Annotated in this window: 25 protein-coding genes; 15 read left to right on the forward strand and 10 right to left on the reverse strand. The window is 59.3% G+C overall.

What is annotated here, in order from left to right:
* Positions 1-168 precede the first annotated feature (168 nt).
* The 3 genes from ACR3XE_RS04120 to xth all read left to right on the forward strand — a co-directional run bounded on the left by ACR3XE_RS04120 (position 169) and on the right by xth (position 2,040).
* A complete protein-coding gene (locus tag ACR3XE_RS04120; RefSeq protein WP_473698872.1) occupies positions 169-819 on the forward strand; it encodes a M23 family metallopeptidase in 651 nt (216 codons plus the stop codon).
* A gap of 102 nt (positions 820-921) precedes the next feature.
* Positions 922-1,263, forward strand: coding sequence for an iron-sulfur cluster insertion protein ErpA (gene erpA / locus ACR3XE_RS04125; RefSeq protein WP_473698871.1), 342 nt, complete (start codon positions 922-924; stop codon positions 1,261-1,263).
* A 6-nt stretch (positions 1,264-1,269) separates the two neighbouring features.
* Positions 1,270-2,040, forward strand: a complete 771-nt coding sequence (gene xth / locus ACR3XE_RS04130) for an exodeoxyribonuclease III (protein WP_473698870.1) — start codon at positions 1,270-1,272, stop codon at positions 2,038-2,040.
* Between the two features lie 50 nt (positions 2,041-2,090).
* On the opposite strand, the gene ACR3XE_RS04135 is transcribed toward xth, so the two are convergent.
* Entirely contained in the window at positions 2,091-3,260 is a 1,170-nt protein-coding gene (locus tag ACR3XE_RS04135) for an N-acetyltransferase (protein WP_473698869.1), read from the reverse strand.
* A gap of 120 nt (positions 3,261-3,380) precedes the next feature.
* Here ACR3XE_RS04135 and ACR3XE_RS04140 point away from each other — a divergent pair, with 120 nt between their 5' ends.
* On the forward strand, positions 3,381-4,481 hold the full coding sequence (locus ACR3XE_RS04140) for a fatty acid desaturase family protein (protein ID WP_473698868.1): 1,101 nt from the start codon (positions 3,381-3,383) through the stop codon (positions 4,479-4,481).
* 13 nt (positions 4,482-4,494) lie between these two features.
* Here ACR3XE_RS04140 and lptG read toward each other — a convergent pair whose 3' ends face one another.
* Together lptG and lptF are read right to left on the reverse strand one after the other, a co-directional pair.
* Complete coding sequence (gene lptG, locus ACR3XE_RS04145) at positions 4,495-5,592, reverse strand: LPS export ABC transporter permease LptG (RefSeq protein ID WP_473698867.1); 1,098 nt, start codon at positions 5,590-5,592, stop codon at positions 4,495-4,497.
* A 15-nt stretch (positions 5,593-5,607) separates the two neighbouring features.
* A complete protein-coding gene (lptF, locus tag ACR3XE_RS04150) occupies positions 5,608-6,816 on the reverse strand; it encodes an LPS export ABC transporter permease LptF (RefSeq protein WP_486185933.1) in 1,209 nt (402 codons plus the stop codon).
* A 120-nt stretch (positions 6,817-6,936) separates the two neighbouring features.
* Between lptF and ACR3XE_RS04155 the strand changes: the two genes are divergently transcribed.
* Genes ACR3XE_RS04155 through ACR3XE_RS04165 form a run of 3 tightly spaced genes read left to right on the forward strand, consistent with a single transcriptional unit; the run spans position 6,937 to position 9,316 of the window.
* The gene (locus tag ACR3XE_RS04155; RefSeq protein WP_473698866.1) at positions 6,937-7,455 is read left to right on the forward strand and encodes a DUF2141 domain-containing protein; all 519 of its coding nucleotides are present in this window, start codon (positions 6,937-6,939) and stop codon (positions 7,453-7,455) included.
* A gap of 8 nt (positions 7,456-7,463) precedes the next feature.
* Positions 7,464-8,432, forward strand: a complete 969-nt coding sequence (locus ACR3XE_RS04160) for a diacylglycerol/lipid kinase family protein (protein ID WP_473698865.1) — start codon at positions 7,464-7,466, stop codon at positions 8,430-8,432.
* Positions 8,433-8,446: 14 nt separating this feature from the next.
* Positions 8,447-9,316 carry a hypothetical protein gene (locus tag ACR3XE_RS04165; RefSeq protein ID WP_473698864.1) on the forward strand — a complete coding sequence of 290 codons (870 nt, stop codon included), beginning with the start codon at positions 8,447-8,449 and terminating at the stop codon, positions 9,314-9,316.
* 13 nt (positions 9,317-9,329) lie between these two features.
* On the opposite strand, the gene ACR3XE_RS04170 is transcribed toward ACR3XE_RS04165, so the two are convergent.
* From ACR3XE_RS04170 to ACR3XE_RS04180, 3 genes are all read right to left on the reverse strand, one after another.
* Positions 9,330-11,303, reverse strand: coding sequence for an ATP-binding protein (locus ACR3XE_RS04170; protein WP_473698863.1), 1,974 nt, complete (start codon positions 11,301-11,303; stop codon positions 9,330-9,332).
* A 111-nt stretch (positions 11,304-11,414) separates the two neighbouring features.
* Entirely contained in the window at positions 11,415-12,617 is a 1,203-nt protein-coding gene (gene spt / locus ACR3XE_RS04175) for a serine palmitoyltransferase (RefSeq protein WP_473698862.1), read from the reverse strand.
* Positions 12,618-12,623: 6 nt separating this feature from the next.
* Positions 12,624-12,860, reverse strand: coding sequence for an acyl carrier protein (locus ACR3XE_RS04180; RefSeq protein ID WP_473698861.1), 237 nt, complete (start codon positions 12,858-12,860; stop codon positions 12,624-12,626).
* 153 nt (positions 12,861-13,013) lie between these two features.
* Between ACR3XE_RS04180 and ACR3XE_RS04185 the strand changes: the two genes are divergently transcribed.
* The 5 genes from ACR3XE_RS04185 (at position 13,014) to pepF (ending at position 19,226) form a co-directional block, all read left to right on the forward strand.
* Complete coding sequence (locus tag ACR3XE_RS04185) at positions 13,014-13,595, forward strand: Pycsar system effector family protein (protein WP_473698860.1); 582 nt, start codon at positions 13,014-13,016, stop codon at positions 13,593-13,595.
* Between the two features lie 98 nt (positions 13,596-13,693).
* Positions 13,694-15,091: an MATE family efflux transporter gene (locus tag ACR3XE_RS04190; RefSeq protein WP_473698859.1), complete on the forward strand. Its 1,398-nt coding sequence runs from the start codon at positions 13,694-13,696 to the stop codon at positions 15,089-15,091.
* Between the two features lie 119 nt (positions 15,092-15,210).
* A complete protein-coding gene (gene groES, locus ACR3XE_RS04195; RefSeq protein WP_473698858.1) occupies positions 15,211-15,498 on the forward strand; it encodes a co-chaperone GroES in 288 nt (95 codons plus the stop codon).
* Positions 15,499-15,535: 37 nt separating this feature from the next.
* A complete protein-coding gene (gene groL, locus ACR3XE_RS04200) occupies positions 15,536-17,182 on the forward strand; it encodes a chaperonin GroEL (protein WP_473698857.1) in 1,647 nt (548 codons plus the stop codon).
* A 175-nt stretch (positions 17,183-17,357) separates the two neighbouring features.
* A complete protein-coding gene (gene pepF / locus ACR3XE_RS04205; protein ID WP_473698856.1) occupies positions 17,358-19,226 on the forward strand; it encodes an oligoendopeptidase F in 1,869 nt (622 codons plus the stop codon).
* Between the two features lie 13 nt (positions 19,227-19,239).
* On the opposite strand, the gene ACR3XE_RS04210 is transcribed toward pepF, so the two are convergent.
* The 4 genes from ACR3XE_RS04210 to ACR3XE_RS04225 form a co-directional block, all read right to left on the reverse strand.
* On the reverse strand, positions 19,240-19,929 hold the full coding sequence (locus ACR3XE_RS04210; protein WP_486185934.1) for a DJ-1/PfpI family protein: 690 nt from the start codon (positions 19,927-19,929) through the stop codon (positions 19,240-19,242).
* A gap of 110 nt (positions 19,930-20,039) precedes the next feature.
* Positions 20,040-20,249, reverse strand: a complete 210-nt coding sequence (locus ACR3XE_RS04215; protein WP_473698855.1) for a hypothetical protein — start codon at positions 20,247-20,249, stop codon at positions 20,040-20,042.
* Positions 20,250-20,336: 87 nt separating this feature from the next.
* Positions 20,337-20,612: an entericidin EcnAB gene (locus ACR3XE_RS04220; RefSeq protein ID WP_473698854.1), complete on the reverse strand. Its 276-nt coding sequence runs from the start codon at positions 20,610-20,612 to the stop codon at positions 20,337-20,339.
* Between the two features lie 188 nt (positions 20,613-20,800).
* Positions 20,801-21,139, reverse strand: a complete 339-nt coding sequence (locus ACR3XE_RS04225) for a hypothetical protein (protein WP_473698853.1) — start codon at positions 21,137-21,139, stop codon at positions 20,801-20,803.
* A gap of 235 nt (positions 21,140-21,374) precedes the next feature.
* On the opposite strand from ACR3XE_RS04225, the gene ACR3XE_RS04230 reads away from it, so the two are divergent.
* Genes ACR3XE_RS04230 through ACR3XE_RS04240 form a run of 3 tightly spaced genes read left to right on the forward strand, consistent with a single transcriptional unit; the run spans position 21,375 to position 24,351 of the window.
* On the forward strand, positions 21,375-22,367 hold the full coding sequence (locus ACR3XE_RS04230) for an ArsR/SmtB family transcription factor (RefSeq protein WP_473698852.1): 993 nt from the start codon (positions 21,375-21,377) through the stop codon (positions 22,365-22,367).
* Positions 22,364-23,305: a methylenetetrahydrofolate reductase gene (gene metF, locus ACR3XE_RS04235; protein WP_473698851.1), complete on the forward strand. Its 942-nt coding sequence runs from the start codon at positions 22,364-22,366 to the stop codon at positions 23,303-23,305. The genes ACR3XE_RS04230 and metF overlap by 4 nt, the downstream gene beginning before the upstream one ends.
* Positions 23,302-24,351: a homocysteine S-methyltransferase family protein gene (locus ACR3XE_RS04240; RefSeq protein ID WP_473698850.1), complete on the forward strand. Its 1,050-nt coding sequence runs from the start codon at positions 23,302-23,304 to the stop codon at positions 24,349-24,351. Before metF ends, ACR3XE_RS04240 begins: the two co-directional genes overlap by 4 nt.
* The last annotated feature ends 42 nt before the right edge of the window (positions 24,352-24,393 follow it).

Here is a 24,393-nt window from a genome sequence, read left to right on the forward strand (position 1 = left end):
GCCTACACACAGGGTTGTGGGCGGGATGAATTTCCATCCAAAGCAAAAATCACCAGCACCGACAGAGGTGAAATCTGTTGGCGACAAGGTAACATGCGGGGTCGATACGTGAAAAACTCTCTTTTCCGGGACAGGTTCCATACGGGCAGCCTTTTTATCGCAGCAGCGATGATGGGTCTGGCTGTACCGGCTGTTCATGCCGCCGAAACCAGCGCCGACGTTGGCGTCAATGTTCCCGACGAACCCGATGACGACAGCTTTGATGCGTCGGTTCCGGGTGTCGGTGACAACAGCGAAGCCCATGCGATTTTCCAAGCTTGGAAGCAGCTTGATACCGGACTTACTGCCAGCATTGGCATCGCGGTACCCTCGCGCAAGCCGATTGAGGCTATGTCGCTGTCTTCCTCTTATGGCATGCGCGTCCATCCGATTACCGGCAAGATTGCGCGCCACAATGGCATCGACATTCCGGCCCCGCGCGGCACACCGATTCATGCCACCGCCGACGGAATTATCGGTCGCGCCCAGCGGCTTGGCGGCTATGGTAATTATGTCGAAATCGAACATGGTAACGCCATCGAGACGCGTTACGGCCATATGTCGTCTTTCATTGTTCATTCGGGACAAAAGGTGAAACGCGGCGAAGTCATCGGTTATGTCGGCTCGACCGGTCGTTCGACGGGCAACCACCTCCATTATGAAATTCGTATCGATGGCTCGCCGGTTAACCCGTTGCCGTTCGTGCAAACCGACCAGGTGGTGCTTGCCGCGCTGGCCGGGAACGATAAGCCCGCGATTGGCGGGCCAGACGGCGATTGAGAGATAACTAGCTGCCAATCCCTCTTGGCATGAACCTGGGCGCGGGGTGGGAAACCATCCCAGCGCCCTTTTCATTTGCGGCCAAGCGCCTATCTTGATGCCATGAGTATAGACACCGCCGATATCATTCTGTCCCCCGCTGCGGCAAAACGTGTGCGCTGGATTGCCGAACGCAAGGGCGGTGCCGAACCGGCGTTGCGGCTTGCGGTCGATGGCGGCGGCTGCTCGGGCTTTACCTATCGTTTTGATCTGGCCGAGGCGATCGACAGCGATGATGTGATTGCCGAAACCGATGGTGTAAAATTGGTCGTCGATGCGGTGAGCATTGACCTGCTGCGTGGTTCCACGGTCGATTTCGTCGATTCGCTGGGCGGTTCGTCGTTCAAAGTGGTGAACCCGAATGCGGCCTCTGGCTGCGGTTGCGGCTCCAGCTTTTCTGTCTAAACCCACATGAAAATAGCGACTTTCAACATTAACGGCGTCAAGGCGCGCCTGCCGCGCTTGGTCGAGTGGCTGGACGAAACCAAGCCCGATATCGCCTGTTTGCAAGAGTTGAAGTCGAGCGACGAGACCATCCCCAAAATGGAAATCGAAGCAGCGGGCTATGGCGCGCTATACTACGGACAAAAGGGCTTTAACGGCGTCGCCATCCTCGCGCGCGGAAGCCAACCGGTCGAGGTGCAGCGAGGGCTTGAGGGTGAGCCAGAGGACGATCATTCGCGCTATCTGGAGGCCGACATCGACGGTATTCGTGTCGCCAGCATTTATCTACCCAATGGCAATCCGCAACCCGGCCCCAAATTCGATTATAAATTGCGATGGATGAAGCGGCTGAGAGACCGTGCCAGCGCGATTCTGGCCGAAGAAGTGCCAGCGATATTGACCGGCGATTTCAATGTCATTCCTCATGATGACGATGTGTGGGATACTGCGGTGATGGCCAGCGACGCCTTGATGCAGCCCGAATCACGCGACGCCTGGTTTCGGCTGCTCGGTGATGGCTGGACGGATGCGCTACGCAGCCGTCATCCCGCCGGGCAAATCTGGACCTATTGGGATTATCAAGCTGGAGCGTGGCAGCGCGATCATGGCTTTCGAATTGACCATGCCTTGCTCAGCCCCGCACTGGCCGATCGTCTGGTTGACGTCGGGGTCGATCGCGCGACGCGCGGCAAGGAAAAGGCGAGCGACCATGCGCCAACTTGGGTGGAACTAAGCTGAGCTGAGGCGGGCTGTTGCTCAAGCCTTTGTACTGCAGCAGGTTTAGCGCGTCACGTCAGAGACTTGTCATAGATTTGATAGACGCGATTGGGCGTTGCGTTGATCGCCTTGGCGACGGCATTCATCCCCTGATTATCGTCGAGAACCCAGCCCAGGTCGCCGCGTTCGGTGCCATAGTCCCGCACGGCATCGCGGCGGATAAATTCGATCATCATGAAAGCGAGCTGGCTGGCCATGCGGCTATTTTGCAGGCTTTTGGTTACGCCCATCAGCGGCACGCGCAAAGTTTTGCTCTTTGGCTTGCGTAGCCACCAAAGCAGGCGCGCCCAGCCAAAGGGTAACAGCGATCCGTTCATGTCGATCAGCAACTGGTTGATATTGGGCAGCACGATGATGAAGGCAACCGGCTCGCCATCCAGTTCGGCGACGCGAATAAAATCCTCAAACACCAGTGGCTTCAGCTTTTTTCCGACGAATGCGATTTCGCTGTCGGTCAGCGGAACAAAGCCCCAATTGTCGGACCATGCATCGTTGAGTAATCCCATGATCAGCTTGGCTTCGGTATCAAACTTCTTTTTGTCGACTCGTCGCACAGTGATTCGCGCATTTCTTTCACCAGCGGCGACAATGCGTTCAACCAGAGGCGGAAAGCCATCGCGAACCGGCACATCATAATTGATCAATTGTTTGGCCGGTTGATAGCCGGAAGCTTCGATCCAGCCGCGATACAAAGGGCTGTTATGACCCATCATGATCGTAGGCGGCTGTTCAAAACCCCCGATTAGCAAACCAGGTTCATCCCATATCGAAATCGACAGCGGCCCGAGTGCGCGGTGCATACCTTGTTCGCGCAGCCAGTCTTCGGCGGCGGAAATCAGGGCCTGACAGGATTCGGCATCTTCTGCCTCGAACAGACCCCAATTTCCCGTTCCCGGACCCATTCCCTGTTCGACGGGCTGTTCTAGCGCGAGCGTGTCGATATGCGCGCTGATCCGTCCAACCGTACGCTCGCCGCGTCGCGCGAGGAATAATTGCGCCTTGCCATGTTCGAACCATGGGTTTTTGCGCGGGTCGATGAGCGCAAAGACTTCGCCTTTCAGCGGGGGAACCCAGGCCGGATCGCCGCGATTCAAACGAAAAGCCAGTTCGACAAACTCGCGGCGATCTGCCTTGGTTTCAACGGCTGTGATGTGGATGGCTTCAGCCGAATGAGCGACCATATCTGGTTTCCTGAAAGCAAAAGACTATATCGGTGAACCGAGCCATTAGGACATTGTCTGCATCGTGGCGACCCGCTTTTGGCCATGATGCTGCCATGAAAACATGATGAAGACGCCGCCATGACCACGATAACCCCCCTTGCTGACAGCGCAGCCACTCCGGTGGCAGGCGCGTCCGCGCCAGTGTCCAAAGCGGCGATTGCCGACGATATGGCGATGATTCGCGCCGCGTCGGAGCTGACGCGCGATCTGGTCGCGCCCAGCGCCCGTACATATTGGGGTGATTTCCTTGGCTCCACGCTGATTGGCTATGCCGGTGTCGCGGCGGCCATATTGGCCCCGTCGACGCCGTGGATGCTGGCCGCTGGACTGGTTGCCGTGCTCGCCCTCTATCGTGCGGGCAGCTTTATCCACGAACTGACCCATATCCGAAAAAATGCGCTGCCGGGTTTTCGCCTGGCATGGAATGTCCTGATCGGGGTGCCTTTGCTCATCCCGTCCTTCATGTATGAAAATGTCCACAGCCTGCATCATAACCGGACTCGCTATGGCACCGTGGAAGACCCGGAATATCTGCCGCTTGCCCTGATGAAGCCGTGGACGGTGCCGTTGTTCGTGGTTGCCGCGACTTTCGCGCCGGTGGCTCTCCTGTTTCGTTATGCGGTGCTAACGCCCTTGTCGCTGGTCATCCCGTCGCTGCGCCGACTGGTTGTCGAGCGTTATTCGGGGCTGGTCATCAACCCCATGTTCCGTCGTCGCCCGCCCGAAGGGGAATTCCGGCGGGAATGGGCTTGGCAAGAAGCGGGTGCCTGGGTCTGGTCGACGCTGTTTATCATGGCCGTGGCTTACGGCTGGCTGCCCTTGCGCACGGCCCTGATTGTCGTTGCGATTATGTCGGCAAGTGTCGTGCTCAACCAGATCCGGACGCTGGTTGCGCATCTATGGGAAAATGACGGAGCGGTGCTGACCGTGACCGCGCAATTCCTTGATAGCGTCAATGTGCCGCCACCGGGCTTTTTGCCCGAATTATGGGCGCCAGTCGGGCTGCGCTATCATGCGCTCCACCACTTGCTTCCGGCCTTGCCCTATCATTCGCTCGGCGAAGCGCATCGGCGGTTGAAGGCATCGCTGCCCTCTGATTCGCAATATCATGGGGCCAATCACCGCGGTCTGGCGGGGCTGGTGTCGCGGTTAATGGCGGGGTCGGCGCGCGCGGCCTGATCGCGCGTTACGCCTATTCCTCGGTTCGGATGAGGATCATCTCACCGATGAGCGCGAATAAGATAAACGGACCCCATGCCGCCAGAAAGGGCGTGTAAGCGCCAAGGTCGCCCATCGCGAGCGCGAAATTATCCGCAACGAAATAGGCAAAGCCGAGCACCATGCCGAGGATGGCACGGACGTACAGCTTGCCGGATCGTGCAAGGCCAAAGGCCGCGACCGCGCCCAGCAAGGGCATCAGAATCGCTGATAGCGGCCCCGAAATCTTGTGCCACAAAACGCCCTTTAATGAATCCACGGGGCGACCGGCGACCTCTAGATCAGAGATGGCGCTGCGCAATTGCAAATAAGGCAATTCGTCGCCGTCGACCTGCGCCAGCGTGAACTGATCTGGCCGGACACCCTTTGCTGCGATGATGGTCCCTAGTGGCACGACGGTGCCCGATCGGCGAATGAAACGCCGTGCGTTGGTCAGCTCCCACCCGCCGGTCACTTCTTGACCGCTGTCGGCATAGAGGATGGATGACAAAATTCCGCCCTTGCGTTCGATGATCGCAATTGTGTTGAGTTTGATGGTCTTGCCGCTGGTTTCGACCGTTGCGGCATTGATCAGATTGTCGCCGTCGCGTACCCAAATGTCTTTGCGGACACCGCTGTCGGGTGGGACGGTCGCATATTCGACCTTTTGCCAGGCAGAAAGCGACGCATTGGCGCGCGTGACGATACGCTCGTTAAAGGCAAAGCTGATGACCGCGACCAGCAGCGCCGACAGAAACAGCGGAGCCAACACTTGGTGCGCGGACATGCCCGCGCCCTTCATCGCAATCACTTCGCTATTCTGGTTCAGCGTTGCGAGCGTTAAAATGGTGCCGAGAAGCACCGAAAAGGGCAGGAACGTCTCGATAATCTGTGGAATCCGTAAACCCACATAGCGCCACACATCGGAATCGCCATTGCCGGCAACGGCCAAAATCTTGCCGCTTTCGCCCAGCAGGTCCAGCGTTTGGAGAATGATGACGAGGGCAAATAAAATCGCAAAACTGCGCACCAGAAAAAGGCGGCCGACATAGACAGCCATGGTGCGTGAGGGGAAAAAATGGAGTTGATGCATGTGGCTTTTCCGCCCTTACGCTAAGCGCGGCTTGCGCTGGAAAAGGCGGATGAAGGCGCGAATACGCTCGCCGATTTTGGAGGCGACCTTTTCGAGCGCGCCAATCGGCTGCCCGCCAGGAACATGGGCAAGGGTGTAGTACATCCACACCGCCAGCGCGGTGAACAACAGGAAAGGCACCCACAGCGCTATGATCGGGTCAACTGTGCCGCGCGCGCCCAAGGCTTCGGCATATTCATTGATCTTATGCTGGGTGACGAGCAGCACGATCGACAAAAAGACGCCGAGCGAAGAGGTTGATCGCTTGGGTGGGATTGCGAGCGCCAATGCGATCAGGGGTATCAGGAACATTGATGCCACTTCGGCGATTCGAAAGTGAAAATTGGCGCGGGATTCCAGGCGTGTGGCTAGTGGCTCGGCCTTGTCATTGCCGACGATAAACAGTTCGGGAATGGTCAATTCGCGGTCAGCGCCTCCACGGGTGCGAAACGCCTCTATCTTGGGGAGCGGAATCGGCAGGTCATGATTATCAAAGGTCAGAACGCGTGGCGTCGCAAATTTGGGCGATTCATGAACGAGCACACCCTTGGTCAGCCGCAGGATGATCGTATCGGGGTCGTCAGTCGCCAGAAACTGTCCTTGCGCAGCGGTCGCCGAAACGCGCTGACCGTCCTTATTGATGGCCCGCACAAAAATTCCCTGCAAATTCCGCCCGCTATTGTAGCTTTCCTCGATGCGTAGTGTCATCCGGCTGCCCAGCTTGGTAAATTCGCCGACCTTGATCGAAGCCCCGAGCGCGCCTGATCGCAACTCGAACCGCAGCCCTTCATAGGCATAGCGCGCATAGGGCTGAACAAAGCCGACAATGGCAAGGTTGACGAGTGCGAGCCCGATCGCAAACAAAAAGGGCACCCGCATCAGGCGCCCAAAACTCATGCCAACCCCCCGTAAAACATCGAGTTCGCTGCTGGTGGCCAGTTTTCGAAATGCCAGCAATATGCCCAGCATCAACCCGATCGGGATTCCCAGCGACAGATATTCGGGGATCAAATTGGCCAGCATTCGCCACACGACACTGACCGGGCCACCCTCGGTCGCGACGAAATCGAACAGGCGCAGCATCTTTTCCAGCACCAGCAGCATCGCCGATAAAATCAGCGTGCCGACCATGGGCAGGAAGATGAGCCGCGCTATGTAGCGGTCAATGGCGGGTACTGATTTCAATATTCCGTCGCCCTATCACCATGATTTGGCCGCAAAGGTTTCCGATATGCCGATGCAAGGGTGACAGGGACCCATGTCAGCGTGGCTGAGATGGCTATAGCCTCTGGAGGTATTGAGGTCATGTCGAAAATTTTTCTAACGGCAATTGCTGCAGTTGGCAGTGCCGCAGCACTTATTTCACCGGTTGCGGCGCAGGGTGCGACGCTTGGACCGGCGGCGGCGCTGTGCAATCGCAACGCATCGGCCGTGCTCGTCGATCTGCAAGGATTCAAGGCCCGCACAGGCACCGTGCGCGTGCAAATCTATGCAGCGGTCGAAAAGACGTTTCTGGAAAAGCGTAAATGGCTGGAACGGGTCGATGTGCCGGTTTCGCGTACCGGTTCGATGCAGGTTTGTATGCCGGTCCAAAAACCGGGCAATTATGTGATCTCGGTCCGCCATGACCTGAACGGAAATGGCAAATCGGATCGCAGTGATGGAGGCGGTCTGTCGGGCAACCCCGATATGAAGCTGACCGATTTCATCTTCAAGCGGAAGCCCAAGCTATCGCAAGTGGATTTCGCGGTCGGCAATACGACCCGGCGCGTTCCCGTTACTCTGAACTATATTCAGGGCTTGTCCTTTGAACCCGTCGATTAGGAGATAAAGTGGCCAGCGTCGCGCTTCTTTCTAACCCCCGCTCCACGGGAAATCGCGCGCTTTTGCCACAGGTGCGCGAATATTGCGCGCGCCACTCCGAAATCTTTCACTATGAGGTCGAAGACGTCGACCAGATTGGCGAGGCCATCCGCACCCTTGCGATGGTTTCCCCTCGCATTATCGTAATCAACGGCGGTGACGGGACCGTTCAGGCGGCGCTGACCGAGCTGTATTCGGGCGGCCATTTCGGCGGCTCGCCCCCGCCGGTTGCGGTGCTGCCCAATGGCAAGACCAATTTGATTGCTCTCGATCTTGGTGCCGAAGGCGACCCGTTAAAAGCGCTGCAGCGCGTCGTCGATCTGGTGGAAAACGGGCTGGAGGATCATGTCATCCAGCGCCAGTTGATTTCGCTCGACAGCGGAGGCGCGCGGCCCGTTCTCGGCATGTTTCTCGGTGGGGCTTATTTGGCTGATGTCATGCTTTATTGCCGTCACCGTATCTATCCGTTGGGTCTGCCCAACGGGGTGTCGCATTTTTTGGCGGCTATCTTGGGGCTGTTTGCGATGTTGCTGGGCCTTGGTGGGGGGCGGTTGCCTCCAAAACCGCAGCCCATGATTGTTTCGCTGATCCGGCAAGGCGAGTTGCGCGGAAAATTCACATTGCTCATTGTGACAACGCTCGAAAAATTGCTGCTCAGTATCCGTACCGATGACCAGCATGGGGCAAGCGGGCAGATGAAGTTGCTGGCGGTCGAACGCGGTGCCGGTGCCTTGTTTCGGATGTTGGGGGCGACGTGGCGCGGGACATTGGGTCAAAATCCACTCGCCGGCGTGCATTTTGAACAGGGCGATGAGATCCGGATCGAGGGCGAGCAGTCGAACGTCATCTTGGACGGAGAGATTTTTCAGGCCCTGTCGGGTAAGCCCATCATCCTGACCTCGACCCAGCCCGTGCCCTTTCTGCGGCTCGCCGCTTAGGAAAGGGCTGCCCCATGCCGGCAAGCAGCCCCTTGCAACCGCTCGTTCACACCGAGCTTGCTTTGCCCGTTGACCCTCGCGTCAAGGCGATGGCGAACGCGATTGCGGCGACATATCCGGGTGCGGCCCGCGCCGTGCTTTTCTATGGCAGTTGCCTGCGCGAAACACAGCTCGACGGGTTGATGCTCGACTTTTACCTCATCGTTTCAGATTATGGCGACGCCTATGGCCGGTCGTGGATGGCGGCAGCGAACCGCCTGATTCCGCCGAACGTCTTTCCGTTTCAGCACGATGGACTGATGGCCAAATATGCGGTGCTGACCGAGAGGGATTTTCATCGCCTGAACGGGCCAGAGACGCGCAATGTGTCGGTATGGGCGCGCTTTGCCCAACCGTCGCGGCTGGTGTGGGCGGTCGATGATACCGCGCGCGAAAAGGCCGAGGCAGCGGTGGCGCGCGCCGCGCCAACACTGCTTGCGGCGGCGGGTGCAGTCGACGGCGAGGCTGTGCTCGACCGGTGGCGGCGGGCCTTCAAACTCACATATTCGGTCGAACTGCGCGCCGAGCGCGGCGGGCGCGCGGGCTCGGTCGTCGACGCCGATGTCGACCGCTATCAACGTTTCGGCACAGCCGCGCTGGCCGATGTTGCGCCGCACGCTATCAGCGGCGGTTGGGCACGCCGCCGTCTTGAGGGCAAATTGTTGAGCATCGTCCGGCTGGCAAAGGCCAGTTTCACCTATGCAGGCGGGATCGACTATCTGGCGTGGAAGATTAATCGCCATGCCGGAACCAAGATTGAAATCGCGCCGTGGCAAAGGCGCTGGCCGCTGATTGCCGCCTTGACGCTGGTGCCCCGCCTCATCCGCAGCGGTGCCATTCGCTAACCGGGCTCTGACCCTAGTCGGCGACGACCTCGGGTGCGCGGCTGTCGCAGCTTCGCCGGATCGCCTGATCAAGCGCAGCCAAGGTAAAGGGTTTGCGCAGCACATCATGATCGCCAAAACTTGATAGCTCGCTGGCATCGCCTGCAAATCCGGTCACGAACAGCACGGCAACTTCGGGCCAGCGTTTTTTGAGCTGCGCGACCATGTCGGGGCCGGTCAATCCCGGCATCAACACATCGCTGAGAATCAGATCGAAGGGGCCATGCTCCTCTAGCAACTTCTCTGCCTGTCGCGGATCGGGGCAGGCGAGTGTTTTATGCCCCAATTCAGTTACGGCATCGACCGTCGCTGTCAGCACGCGCTTATCATCCTCGACCACCAAGATCGACAGCGCTGATTCCGGGGCGGCGCGCTCGGCCGCCAGGATTTTTGTTTGGGTCGCCTTGGTTTCGGTTCCGACCGGTTCGGCGACTGGTAACAGGATGCAAACCCGCGTTCCTTTGCCCTCGGTTGAATCAATATGTGTGTCGCCACCCGATTGCTGGCTGAAAGCAAAGACCTGGCTCATGCCCAGGCCCGTGCCCTGTCCCGTTGGCTTGGTCGTATAAAAGGGATCAAATACGCGTTGCAGGACGTCGGGTGCCATGCCGCATCCGGTGTCGATGACCTCGACCGCAATTTTTTCGCTGCCATTCTCTTTGCGGACTTCGGTGCGGATGGCGAGCGTGCCATGTCCGTCCATCGCATCGCGCGCATTGACCGACAGGTTCAACAGGGCATTTTCAAACTGCTGGCGGTCAATCCAGCTGCAACGGCCTGGCGCGGCCAGTGTAAGCTCCAGCGCGATGCGGTCGCCGATAGTGCGCTCTATCAGATCGGCAAAGGCTTCGATTGTATCGTCGATGCGCATCATTTCCGGGCGCGCCGGCTCCGACCGGGCAAAGGTCAGCAGGCGGCGTGTGAGGTCGGCGGCGCGATTGGCGCCGTCGAGCGCGTTGTCGAGATGACGCCGCGCCTTGTCCGGAGCCTCTCCCAGCCACCTGCTGGCGAGTTCCAGCCCGCCGACGACAACCGCCAGCATATTATTGAAATCATGCGCGATGCCGCCAGTCAGCTGGCCCACCGCTTCCATTTTTTGGGCCTGCCTGAGTTGGTTCTCCGTATCAGCGCGTTCGGCCATCTCGCTCCGCAACGCTGCGTTGGCGGCGGCCAGTTCGGCGGTTCGGGTGGCGACGGCTTCTTTCAGTTGTCCGGCGCGTTCGCTTTCAACAAATTGTTCGCGCAACGCGCTTTGGCGTTCGGTCTGTGCACGGATCAGCGATACGCTCGCGGCAATCGCGATAATCGCGGCGCCCGCACCCAACAGCGAGAATAGCAAGATGGCCTGGTTCAGACTGTCGCGGTCGGACGCGGCAATCTCGTTGCGCTGGCTCAACAATGTCCGTTCATTGCTGACAATTTTCGTCAGCAATTTGTCGATTGTTTCCAGATCAGGGTCGCGGCCTGCGGCATGATATTTGGAAATGGCCGCCAAACCCTGCCTGTAATTGGCACTCAGCGCCGTGTCGCCTAGCAGCCTTCCGCGCCGGTCAATCGCGGCGGCAAGCGCGTTGACGTTGGCCAATTGTTCGGGATTGTCGCGCACATTGCGGTGCAAAAGCGTCAGATACTGGCGGCCAAGACCCCATTCGCGCTGGTAAATTCGTCCATCCAGCTTGTCGAGCCCGACGGCAAAGCGGGCCAACGAGGCTTCACCCCGCGCCAGCGAGGCTTCGACCGACTTGGCAAGGCTGATCGCTTCGAGGCTGTGACTTTGCCGGGCAAGCGAATGATCATAATCTTCATTGGCGCGCGACAAGAGCAGGATCAGCGCAGCCACGACACCGGTCAAGATACCGGCCAGCCCGATGGTCAGCCAATAGCGCGTGCGCGCTTTCGCTGAATCGCGCCCCGCCTCTGTTTCACCCTGAAGAACCTCATCTGCCACGGTGACAAACTATCGGTTGCCGCCCGCCGCGCAAAGCTCCGATGACAAAGAATAACGAGTCGGGCGTCATTCTATCCCGAAAATGGCGAGGTTCGTCGCGCCGGTCGCTATCTAAGCGATGATGCCGACCCGGCGCCCGGCAGTGGCAAAGCGGCTCAAAATCTCGTCGACCTGTTCGCTTGTGTGTTCGGCGCAGAGCGAACAGCGCAGCAAAGTCATGCCGGCGGGTGTCGCGGGCGGGCGGGCAAGGTTGACGTAAAGCCCCTCCTTGAGCATCGCTTCCCACATCATCGCACCCTGTTCGAGGTCGGGCATGATGACCGCAATAATCGCCGATTGCGGCACCTCGGTGCCCAGCGTGAAACCCAGTTCGCGCAGGCCGCCATGCAGCTTTTTGCTGTTTTCCCACAGATGCGCGCGCTTGTTGCTGCCGTGCATCAGTTTGCGGATGCTGGTGGCGGCGGTGGCGACGACGCTGGGGGGCAGCGAGGCGGTGAAAACATAGGGACGGCAGACCAGCCGCAAGATCTCGAATTTGGGGTGGTTGGACACACAAAAGCCGCCGACGGTGCCGACGCTTTTGCTGAACGTACCGATGATGAAATCGACATCGCCGATCACGCCCTGATCCTCGGCAACGCCGCGACCATGATTGCCGATAAAGCCCATCGAGTGCGCCTCGTCGACCAGCACCATCGCGCCCGCCTCTTTCGACACGCGGATCATCTCTTTCAACGGCGCGACATCGCCGAGCATCGAATAAACGCCTTCGAGCACGACCAGTTTGCCCGCCTCGGGGGGCAGGCGTTTGAGCCGTTTTTCCAGCGCCTCGACATCATTGTGACGAAAGGCAACGATTTCGGCATTGCCGAGTCCGCAGCCGTCATAGATGGACGCGTGGCTGTCGATGTCGAGGATGACATAGTCGCCCTTACCGGCCAGCGTGCTGATGATGCCCAGATTGGCCTGATACCCCGTCGAAAACACCATGGCATGATCCATGGCGTAAAAGTCTTTCAGCGCCTCTTCGCACTCTTTGTGGCCTTGATAGGTGCCGTTGAGAACGCGGCTGCCCGTGGTGCCACTGCCGAATTTTTCGAGCGCGTCCTTACCCGCTTCGATGACATCGGCGTCGAAGGTCATGCCCATATAATTATAGGTGCCGAGCAAAATGGTCTCACGACCGTTGCAGATGGCGACGGTCGGCGACACCACTTCTTCCATCACCAGGCTGAACGGATCGGTGATGCCGGTCGACAACAAGGTTTCGCGCTGTTCGATCAGCGGGTCGAACTTTGAAAACAAATCGGTCATACGCGCTCAGCCCTTAAGCTTGGCCACGGCATCGACAAGCTGGCCAACCGTTTCAATTTCGGCCTGCATGTTCATGCTGATGATGATATCGAAGGCGTCCTCGACCTCGGCGACAAAGTCCATCACCGTCAGGCTGTCCCACTCCAGATCTGTGGCAAAGCTGGTCGTGTCGGTCAACGCGACGCCCTTTTTGTTAAAGGGGGCGATGAGGTCATATATCTGTTGGCGCAAGTCGCTGCTCATGATGGGCGTCCCATTTTATAAATGTTGCGGCGGACATGCCGCCAAGCCTTCGCATTGGCAAGCTATTGCGGCGGGAATCGGGCAGCATCTTGCCCGCGCCAAGTCATCGTGCAATCACTAGTGTCTCGACCTTGGGAAAAAGGGGCCTACCCAATGAGCGATGATATGACGAACAGCGACTCGTCGGGCGATGCGACATCGCCGCCTGATCGCGTCTATCCGTCCAACGCGATCCATCTGGTCCGCACGACGCAGCTGATCCAGATGCAATTGTCGCAAATGGCCGATCACAAGGCGTCGATCCTTATGGGGGCGACTTTTTTGGTCTTTACCATTTCCATCGGGCAAGCGCGCGATGGCCGGATGTCGGTGGCATTGACGATCCTTGCGACCTTTGCCTTTCTATCGGCTTTGCTGGCGATTTCGGCGGTGCTGCCGCGCGTCGGCAAAGCGCCGCCAGCGGTTTATCGGGACGGTAAAGACCACAGCAATATCCTGTTCTTCGGGCGCTTTTCGCAAATGAGCGAGGATGAATATATCGAGGCTGTGAAAAGCGGCATGGTCACCGAAGAAGGCATGTATCAGATCATGCTGCGCGATGTGTATCAGAACGGCATGGTGCTCGCGAACCGCAAATACCGGTTTCTGGCCTATGCGTACCGGATGTTTGTTGTCGGCCTGACCCTGACCTTTATTGCCTTTGCGGTTGAAATGACCATCGCCTTTTCGGACTGAGCAGGCTGTGGCTATTTTGCCACCACCGCCCCGAAATCCGTCGAATCGCTCGCAAATGAATTGAAGGCGCATCACCGCTTCGCCTATTCGGACCGGCTATGCTGAATCCAGCCGCCCCTTTGACCAGTGAACCGGCCGCCAGTCTGCGCGGGGAATTTCCCGCTATGCTGGCGCTTGCCTGGCCGCTGGCGGCGGCCAATCTGCTGCAGATGCTGGTCTATGCCGTCGATGTGATGTTTGTCGCTCGATTGGGGGAAGAGGCGCTGTCGGCCTCGTCGCTGGCGGTGTCGATCTTTGGTCTCTTGATGTGGACGGCGACCGGGTTGGTGGGGGCCGCTGCGCCCCTGATCGCCGCTGAACTGGGGCGCCGCCGTCATGCGGTGCGTGAAGTGCGGCGATCAGTACGTATGGGGATGTGGCTCAGCGTGCTGGTCGGCCTTGCCGCTATGGCCATTTGCCTGATGGGTGAAAGCATCATGCTCGCGACCGGCCAGTCGCCCGTCATATCGGCAATCGCCGGGGACTTTCTGATCATATTGATGTGGGCGATGATTCCGTCGATTTTAGCCAGCGTGCTTAGGATTTTTGTGTCGGCACTGGGCAGGCCCAAGATTGCAACCGGAATCACCTTGCTAGCGCTGGCGGTCAACGCACTCGGAAACTGGACCTTGGTCTTCGGGCATTGGGGTATGCCCGCGCTGGGGCTCACCGGATCGGCGCTGTCCAGCATCATTACCAGCGTGGCGATGCTCGCGGCCTATGTTGCGGTCATTCAAGCCGATCGCCGTTTTCGCCGCTATCAGCTGTTCGGCAACTGGTGGCGCCCCGAATGGTCGCGCTTTGTCGACATGTTGCGGATTGGTATGCCGATTGGGCTGACAATTTTGGCCGAGGCTGGGCTCTTTTCTGGCGCCGCCTTTCTGATGGGCCGGATCGGCGAGGCGGAGCTGGCGGGACATACTATTGCACTTCAGGTGGCGGCGCTGGCCTTTCAGGTGCCTTTTGGCATCGCACAAGCGGCAACAATCCGCGTCGGGCTCGCCTATGGCGCGCGCGACAATCAGGGGATCAGCTTTGCGGGTCAGGCATCGCTGATTCTGGGGCTTGGGTTTATGGTGATGACTGCGATTCTGATTTGGCTGTTCCCGCGCGCGGTGCTGTCGATTTATGTTGATGTCGATGCGGCGCAAAATGCCGCGATGGTCGGCTTTGCTATGCAGTTTCTGGTTGTCGCTGCAGCGTTCCAGCTATTCGATGGGGCGCAAGTGGTAGCGGCCGGCGCACTGCGCGGGCTACAGGACACCCGCATACCGATGATCATAGCCGTTGCGAGCTATTGGATCGCCGGATTTGGCACCGCTATCTATTTGGGATTCTGGACGCCTTGGGCAGGGCTAGGCGTGTGGGCGGGGCTCGCGGTCGGGCTGGTCGTCGCGGCGGTTCTCCTGCTCGGTCGGTGGCGGATGCGCACGCGCCTCGGGCTGTTGCCGGCTTAATCTGATTTTCTTTCCAGCCGGTGGTTGACGCCCCCCCACCCCCCACCCATATGCCAGCTGTTAGCACTCACCCTTGGTGAGCGCTAAAGCATATCCATTGCAAAACTGGAGGAATATCCATGCAATTTCGTCCCTTGCACGACCGCGTGCTGGTTCGCCGTATCGAAGCCGAAGAAAAAACGGCTGGCGGCATTATCATTCCCGACACCGCCAAGGAAAAACCGCAGGAAGGCGAAGTCGTCTCTGCTGGTTCGGGCCTGAAGTCCGAAGAGGGCAAAGTGACCCCGCTCGACGTCAAGGCCGGCGACCGCATCCTGTTCGGCAAATGGTCGGGCACCGAAGTCAAGGTTGATGGCGAAGAGCTGTTGATCATGAAGGAATCGGACATTCTGGGCATCCTCGCCTGAACCGAACCTCCCAAGAAATTTTGAAAGGATTTAGCACATGGCTGCGAAAGACGTAAAATTCAGCCGCGACGCGCGCGAACGGATCATGAAGGGTGTCGACATTCTGGCTGACGCCGTAAAGGTCACGCTCGGCCCCAAGGGCCGCAATGTCGTCATCGACAAAAGCTTTGGCTCGCCGCGCATCACCAAGGACGGCGTCACCGTCGCCAAGGAAATCGAACTTAAGGACAAGTTCGAGAATATGGGCGCGCAGATGCTCCGCGAAGTCGCCTCGAAGACCAATGATCTGGCTGGCGACGGCACCACCACCGCGACCGTATTGGCTCAGGCCATCGTTCGCGAAGGCATGAAGTCGGTTGCTGCCGGCATGAACCCGATGGACCTGAAGCGCGGCATCGATCTGGCGACCGCCAAGGTTGTTGAGACGATCAAGGCGCAGTCGAAGGCTGTTAAGGGCAATGCCGAAATCGCTCAGGTCGGCATCATTTCGGCCAATGGCGACGAAGAAGTCGGCCAGAAAATTGCCGAGGCGATGGAAAAGGTCGGCAAGGAAGGCGTGATCACCGTCGAAGAAGCCAAGGGCCTCGATTTCGAACTCGACGTCGTCGAAGGTATGCAGTTCGACCGCGGTTACCTGTCGCCTTACTTCATTACCAATCCGGAAAAGATGCTCGTTGAACTCAGCGATCCCTATATCCTGATCTTTGAAAAGAAGCTGTCGAACCTGCAGGCGATGCTCCCGATTTTGGAAGCTGTTGTTCAGTCGGGCCGTCCGCTTTTGATCATCGCCGAAGATATCGAAGGCGAAGCGCTCGCTACGCTGGTCGTCAACCGCCTGCGCGGCGGCCTCAAGGTCGCTGCCGTTAAGGCACCGGGCTTTGGCGATCGTCGCAAGGCGATGCTGCAGGATATCGCTATCCTGACGCAGGGCGAAATGATCAGCGAAGATCTGGGCATCAAGCTCGAGACTGTTACGCTGAACATGCTGGGCCAGGCCAAGCGCGTCACCATCGACAAGGACAACACCACCATCGTCGACGGTGCCGGTGATGCAGCAACGATCAAGGGCCGGGTCGAACAGATCCGCGCGCAGATCGAAACCACGACCAGCGATTACGACAAGGAAAAGCTGCAGGAACGTCTGGCAAAGCTTGCTGGCGGTGTTGCGGTCATCAAGGTCGGCGGCGCATCGGAAATCGAAGTGAAGGAACGCAAGGATCGTGTCGACGACGCCCTCCACGCTACCCGCGCTGCGGTTGAAGAAGGCATCGTCCCCGGCGGCGGTACCGCGCTGCTTTATGCCACCAAGGCTTTGGAAGGCATGACCGGCGTCAACGAAGACCAGACCCGCGGCATCGACATCATCCGCAAGGCGCTTCAGTCGCCGGTGCGTCAGATCGCTGAAAATGCGGGCTTTGACGGCGGTGTTGTCGCTGGCAAGCTGTTCGACCAAAAGGACAGCAACTATGGCTTCAACGCATCGACCGATGTCTTTGAAGATCTGGTCAAGGCTGGCGTGATCGACCCGACCAAGGTTGTCCGCACGGCGTTGCAGGACGCAGCCTCGGTTGCCGGTCTGCTGATCACCACCGAAGCAGGCATTGCCGAAACCCCCGATGACAAGCCGGCGATGCCCATGGGCGGCGGCGGCGGAATGGGCGGCATGGGCGGCATGGACTTTTAAAGGTCCAAGCCACCAACCGCTCGGCTGCGGCTGACGAAAAGGGGCCGGGGAGGAAACTCTCTGGCCTTTTTTCATGTCTGGCTCGTGTAACTTTATCACGCGAGGCTTGCGAAATGCGCTGTATGGTCGCACAGATACACCTTCCGCCCGAAAGGGCTGCTGAAGGATAATCTTTATGCTTGAATTGTCCCGCCGCGACATGATTGCCGCATCCGCCATCACCACCGTAGCGGCCAGCCTGCCGATGGCGGTTCGCGCCGCCGAAGCGACTGCAAAGACCGATGCGGCCGCTTGGGATCTCAGCGAAATTTATCCGTCGCAAGCGGCGTGGGACGAGGCGCGAAAGGCTGCGCTGACCGCGGCCCCGGAGCTTGAGAAATATAAGGGAACGCTGGGTAATAGTGCCGCCGCGCTGCGCACCGCCTTGCAGGCCGTGTCCGATCTGACGCGGACGATTTATCGCATCTATACCTATGCCAGCCTGAAAGCCGACGAGGATCAGCGCGTCGCCACCAATCAGGAATATCAGGGTCAGGCGACCGATCTGGCCACGACCTTCAGCGAACATCTGGCGTGGATGGACCCCGAAATCCTGAGTCTGGGCGAAGCCAAGATCGACGCTTTTCTGGCCACCGATACAGGACTCGATAAATTCCGCCACAGTCTGCGCAACACATTGCGCCAGGCGCCGCATACTTTGTCCCCAGAGGGGGAAGCCTTGTTGGCCTCGGCGGGAACCCCTTTGTCGGGTTTTTCCGATATTCGCGGACAACTGGCCAATAGCGACATTCCTTGGCCGACCATCACCTTGTCGACAGGCAATCAAGTGCGGCTCGACGCGCAAGGCTATTCGCTCAACCGCGATGCCCCCAATCGCGATGACCGCAAGGCGGTGTTCGATGCCTATTGGGGCGAATTTGGCGCGTTTCAGAACAGCTTTGGCGCGACCTATGCCGCGCATGTCAAAGGTGATATTTTCGAGGCCAAGGCCCGCAAATATAAAACATCGCTAGCGGCGGCCATCGCGCAGAATAATATCCCCGAAGATGTTTATCGGACTTTGGTGCGCGAAACCAATGCCGGTCTGCCCGCGCTGCACCGCTATTTCGAGCTGCGCCGCAAATTGCTGAAGCTGCCTGACCTTCATTATTACGACATTTATCCGCCACTGGTGTCGCTCGATCGCACATTCGATCTGAGCCAGATGCGGACGTTGACGCTGGCTGCCGTCGCTCCGCTGGGGAAGCCCTATGTCGACGAACTGGCGACCTCGACCGCGAAAAAATGGATGGACCCATGGCCGCGTCCGGGCAAAGCGTCGGGCGCCTATATGAATCCCGGTGCCTATGACGTGCACCCCTATCTTCTCCTCAATCTGGGGGAGAATTATGAGGGACTGACAACCTTTGCCCATGAATGGGGCCACGCCATGCATTCGCTGCTCGCCAATGCTAACCAGCCCTATGAAATGTCGGATTATCCGATCTTCCTCGCCGAAATTGCCAGCACCTGTAACGAGCAACTCCTGTCCGCCTATATGCTGTCAAAGGCGACGACCAAGGAAGAGAAGATCTTTTATCTCGGCCAGCAACTTGAAGGATTGCGCGGGACATTTTTCCGGCAGGCGATGTTTGCCGAATTTGAACTCGCCGCGCATGACAAGGGAGAGGCGGGCGAGGGGCTGTCGGGTGAAAAATTCACCAGCATCTATCGCGACCTGCTCACACGCTATCATGGGCCAAAGGTAGAGATTGACCCCGACTATGCCATCGAATGGGCCTATATCCCCCATTTCTATAACAGCTTTTACGTCTATCAATATTCGACCTGCATCGCGGCGGCGACCTATTTTGCCCAGTCGATCCTGTCCGGCGGGGCGGCAGAGCGCGACACTTATCTGGGCGTGCTCAAGGCGGGCGGTTCGGACTATCCGGTCGAGATTTTGAAGCGCGCCGGTCTCGATATGGCCAGCCCGGCCCCTTATCGCGCCATCGTCAAGCTGATGAACGACACGATCGACCAGATTGAGGCTTTGATAGGCTGATCGTTGTCCCCCTTTAGTTGGTGAGGGCTCGTTCCATCCGCGTCGCTGCGGCGGCATAGAAATGCTGGCGTAACCCCGTCGTCAGGTCGGGGGCGGCACGGTCGGGATGCCCGCCTTTGAACGGAGGCGAGGGATTATATTCCAGTGCGAGTTGCACCGCCTTTGCGACGCGCTCACCGTGGATGCGGGCAATGAGCGTCAGCGCGAAATCAAGACCCGCCGTTACGCCGCCGCAACTGATGACCTTGCCGTCCTCCACCACACGGTCGGCGACATAGCTTGCCCCGACGAGCGGCAGCAATTGGGTGTAGGCCCAATGGGTGGTCGCCCGCTTGCCCTGTAAAAGTCCGGCACGGCCCAGCAAAAAAGCTCCCGTGCAGACGCTCGTCACCCAAGTCGCGGCTTTCGCTTGATCGCGCAGAAAATCGATATGGGCTGGCTGGCCCAGCGCGTCGGCGACGCCATGACCGCCCGGGACGCACAGCAGATCGGCCTGCGGACAAGTGGCGAAATCATGCGTTGGAAGGATGGAAAAGCCGCTGTCGGTTTTGATCGGATCCAGACTGGACGCCGCGCCAATCAACTTTGCACCAGGCATACGCGCGAGCGCCTGAGCAGGCGCGGTAAAATCCAGTTGGGTGATCCCCGGAAAGAGCAGGAAGACGATGGTCGTTGCGGGCGGGGAAGGGGCTTCGTCAGTCATGGTGCTGTTCGTGTGTCGGGGCGCGGGCCGCCACGCATAGGCCGCATAGCTATCGTGTTTGTCGCGATAGAGTGCGTGTGTGAGTTAGTCACAACGGCCCGCCATGCACATTAGCTGCCGCTTTTCTTTGGCGCATCTGTGTCGTCAGCAGGTGGGGCAGGGTCGCGGCGGCTTTCGAGCATGGTGGCCGCGTCATCCAGTGCTTTGGCCTCGCTGACGGTCACGCCGCCGGGGCCGGGTTCGTTGTCGGTCCGGCTACAGCCCGACAAGGCCGGTATCACCAGCAGCGAGATCAAAAGCAGGAGCGCGCGCGCGATCATGTCGTCCGTCTACACCGTCTTGCCCGCGAATGAAAAGGGGGCGCCGACCACTGATCGACGCCCCCCCTAAATTCAATAAGCGAAAGCTTAGTGCTTCACTTCTTCCGATGCGTCATGGGCCGCGTCGCTGGTGGCTTCCATTGCGCCAGCGGCTGCGTCCTTGGTTGCGTCGGCTGCGTCCGAAGCTGCGTTGGCAGTCGCATCGGCGGCGTCTGCTGCACCGTCAGCCATTGCATCGCCGGTTGCGGCAACATCGTCTGCTACGGCGTTGCCGGCGTCGGCAGTGGCGTCCTGCGCCTTTTCCGAGCAAGCGGTGAGGCTGAAAGCAGCAATGGCAACCGAGGCGAGAATAATCTTACGCATGAAAATACCTTTCGCATTTGTTCTTTGTGGCGAAAATGTGACCACTGGGGTCCGGCGATAGCGGCCTTGGCCCGACTTGGCAAGATTCTGTCGCGCCTGCACATCGCATCCGTGAAATAAGGGCAAGAAAAAAGGCCGCCGATTCAATGATCGACGACCCTTTTCTTGTCGAAGTGAAGCCGGTTGGCTTACTTCTTCATTTCTTCCATCGCGCCCTTGGCGGTGGCAGCAGCTTCCTTAGCAGCGGTAGCAGCTTCCTTGGCCTTGTCTGCGGCGTTGGCAGTCGCATCGGCAGCGTCGCCAGCGGCATCAGCTGCGCCGGTAGCGGCATCGGCAGCACCATCAGCGGCATCGGCGGTTGCGTCCGCGGTGCCTTCTGCAGCGTCCATGGCGCCGTCAGCAGCACCTTCCATCGTGGCGCTGGTATCTTCGGTCGTCGTCGCGGCGTCATCCGAAGCCTTCTCGGCACAAGCAGCGAGGCCGAGCGAAGCGGCCAGGACGAGCGACAAAGTGATCGACTTTTTCATCTGGGTATACCCCTCTCAAGTGAATAGCTCTGTCGACATTTCGGGCACGAACCATTTCGTGCCAGCAATTTGCCGACCCCCCAGAGCTACCGTGCTCGAAATATCGGCGCAACGGACTTTTTGTCGATGGTCGCGGCAAAAGTTGTCCGTCTCGTTGCCAGCAAGCTGCAAGCGGCTGGATTCGCGGCTCAGCGGCTGGTTGACCAGATATAAAGAAAGCTTTATATGATGTTTTATGACTGAGTTGCTCGACATTTTCCGCGCCCTTGCTGACCCGACGCGCCTGCGAATCGTGGCGCTGCTGCGTGAGATGGAGCTTGCTATTGGCGAATTGGCCGTCGTTCTTGAACAAAGCCAGCCGCGCGTTTCGCGCCACGTCCGTATCCTTGCCGAGGCGGGAATTGTCGAGCGCCACCGCGAGGGGAGCTGGGTTTTCCTGCGGATTGCGCGTGAAGGGTCGGTTGGGCTGGCGATGCGTCAAGCCGAGGACTGGCCTTTTTCACCGCGCGAAGCGCTGGTGATCGCGCATGATGCGCGGCGGCTGGCGGCGATCCGGAGCGACCGGGCTGCGGCTGCGGCCCGCTATTTTGCCGAACATGCGGTTGAATGGGATGCCATTCGTTCGCGTCATGTCGCCGAATCCGATGTCGAGGCGGCGATGTTGGCGATGATGCACAATCGCCGCCTTGGTCATATGCTGGACGTCGGCACCGGCACAGGACGGATGGCAGAGATTTTTGCGGCGACAGCACGCCGCATCACCGCGCTTGATCGCAGCCCAGAAATGTTGCGCATTGCGCGTGCCAAGCTGGCCGACCAGCCGGTGCCAATCGATCTTGTGCAGGCCGATTTTCTGTCCCTGCCGCTGGACGATGCCAGCATCGACAGCGTGGTTATCCATCAGGCACTGCATTTCGCCCATGAGCCCGATCGCGTCATCGCAGAGGCCAGCCGCGTGCTGCGCGGCGGCGGGCATTTGCTCATCGTCGATTTTGCACCGCACGAGGACGAGGATCTGCGCGCGCTTGCCGCCCATGCCCGTTTGGGCTTCTCCGATGCTCAGATTCGCGGCTGGTTCGCATCGGCCGCCATGATGCTCGAAAGCTCCGAAACGCTGGACGGAGGTGCGCTAACGGTCAAGTTATGGCTGGGCCGCCGCCGCTCCGACGAAGATCAATCACCCATCGCGCGCGACAGTGACAGTCAGCGTAAAAGGCTTGCGGCATGACCCCAAATCTAAACTCGACGTCCGAAGCCCATAGGGCAGCTGCATCACCATTTTTTGCCGGCCTGGCCGGTGACATTGGCGTCAGCTTTGAATTTTTCCCGCCAAAGAGCGACAAGATGACCGAAACATTGTGGGATGCGATCGGGACGTTGTCGCCGCTTGGCCCGCGCTTTGTGTCGGTAACTTATGGCGCAGGTGGTTCGACCCGCGAACGCACCCATGCCACCGTGACCCGGATCGCCAAGGAAACCGGCATTCCGGCGGCGGCGCATCTGACCTGCGTTGATGCCAGCCGCGACGATATTGCAGAGGTTGCCCAGTCCTATTGGGACGCCGGTATCAGGCACATCGTCGCCTTGCGCGGTGACCCACCGGTCAAGGGTGAGCGCTTTCGGGCGCGCGACGATGGGTATAGCTGCGCCGCCGACCTGGTCGCCGGATTGCGCGATATTGCGCCTTTTGAAATCTCGGTGGCTGCCAACCCCGAAACCCACCCCGAAGCCAAAAGCGCTGCTGACGACCTCGATAATCTGAAGCGCAAGCTGGATGCCGGGGCGACGCGCGCGATGACGCAATTCTTCTTTGAACCCGATACTTTTTTCCGCTTTCGCGATGCGGCGGTGGCGGCCGGCATTTCGGCGCCGATCATCCCCGGTATCATGCCGGTCAGCAATTTTTCGGCGATTCAGCGTATGTCGGGGATGTGCGGCACCGATGTCCCGCCTTGGCTGGCGCAATTGTTCGAGGGGCTCGATGACCTTCCGGCGGCGCGGCAGTTGGTCGCGGCAACGGCGGCGGCGGAGCTTTGCCGGCGCCTCTATGCTGGCGGGGTCCGCGACTTTCATTTCTACACGCTCAACCGCGCCGAGCTCAGCTATGCGATATGCCATATGCTGGGTGTGCGCCCGCGTGCGCCGCAGCAGGAGCAGGCCGCATGACCGGCGCTCGCGAAGCTCTAAACGAGGCGGCTGCCGAACGTATCTTGATCAAGGATGGCCCCTTTGGCACCGCCTTTCAGAACCGCAAAGCCTATGTCGGCCTCGATGGTTCGACCCATGATCTGTCCATCGACCCGCGCGGCAATGGTGATTATCTGAACCTTGCGCGACCCGAAATCGTGTCTGCGGTAATCCGCGACTATCTGAATGCCGGGGCGGACGTCGTGGCAACCAACACATTCAGCGGCAACCGGATCAGTCAGGCCGATTATGGCGCGCAGCATTTGGTCGGCGACATCAACCGCGCGAGCGCGGCGCTGGCGCGCACCGAAGTTGATGCCTTTGCTGCACAGGATGGCCGTCGCCGCTTTGTCGCGGGGGCGGTGGGGCCGACGAACAAGACGCTGTCGCTGTCGCCCGATGTCAACAACCCCGGTTTTCGCGAGATTGATTTTGATGAATTGAAAGACGTCTATCTCGAACAGGTCGATGCGCTGGCCGAGGGCGGTGCCGACTTCATTCTGGTCGAAACGGTCTTTGATACGCTGAATGCCAAGGCCGCGATTGCTGCGACACTAGAGGCCGAGGCGTCGCTGGGGCGTGAGCTTCCGCTGATGCTGTCGATGACGCTCACCGATCTGTCGGGGCGCAACCTGTCGGGCCATACGGTCGAAGCCTTTTGGTATGCTGTGCGCCACGCACGGCCGGTGACGATCGGGCTGAATTGCTCGTTCGGTGCGGCGCAGTTGCGTCCGCATGTGCGTGTCTTGTCCGACCTCGCCGACACATTGCTGATGGTATATCCCAACGCCGGCCTGCCCAACGAACTGGGTGAGTATGACGAGATGCCCGACACGACGGCGGCGCTGGTCAGGGAATGGGCCGAACATGGTCAGGTCAACATCCTCGGCGGCTGCTGTGGCTCGACGCCTGATCATATTGCCGCGATGGCAGCGGCAGTGAAGGGACTGCCGCCGCGCATCGTGCCGCAAGTGCCGGTGCGAACACGGCTTGCGGGACTGGAGCCTTTTACGATGGCGGCGTGATCGATCCTCTCCGCTAGCGGGGAGGTGGCAGCGCGTAGCGCT

This window comes from Sphingopyxis sp. 10G20-10, assembly GCF_057365075.1.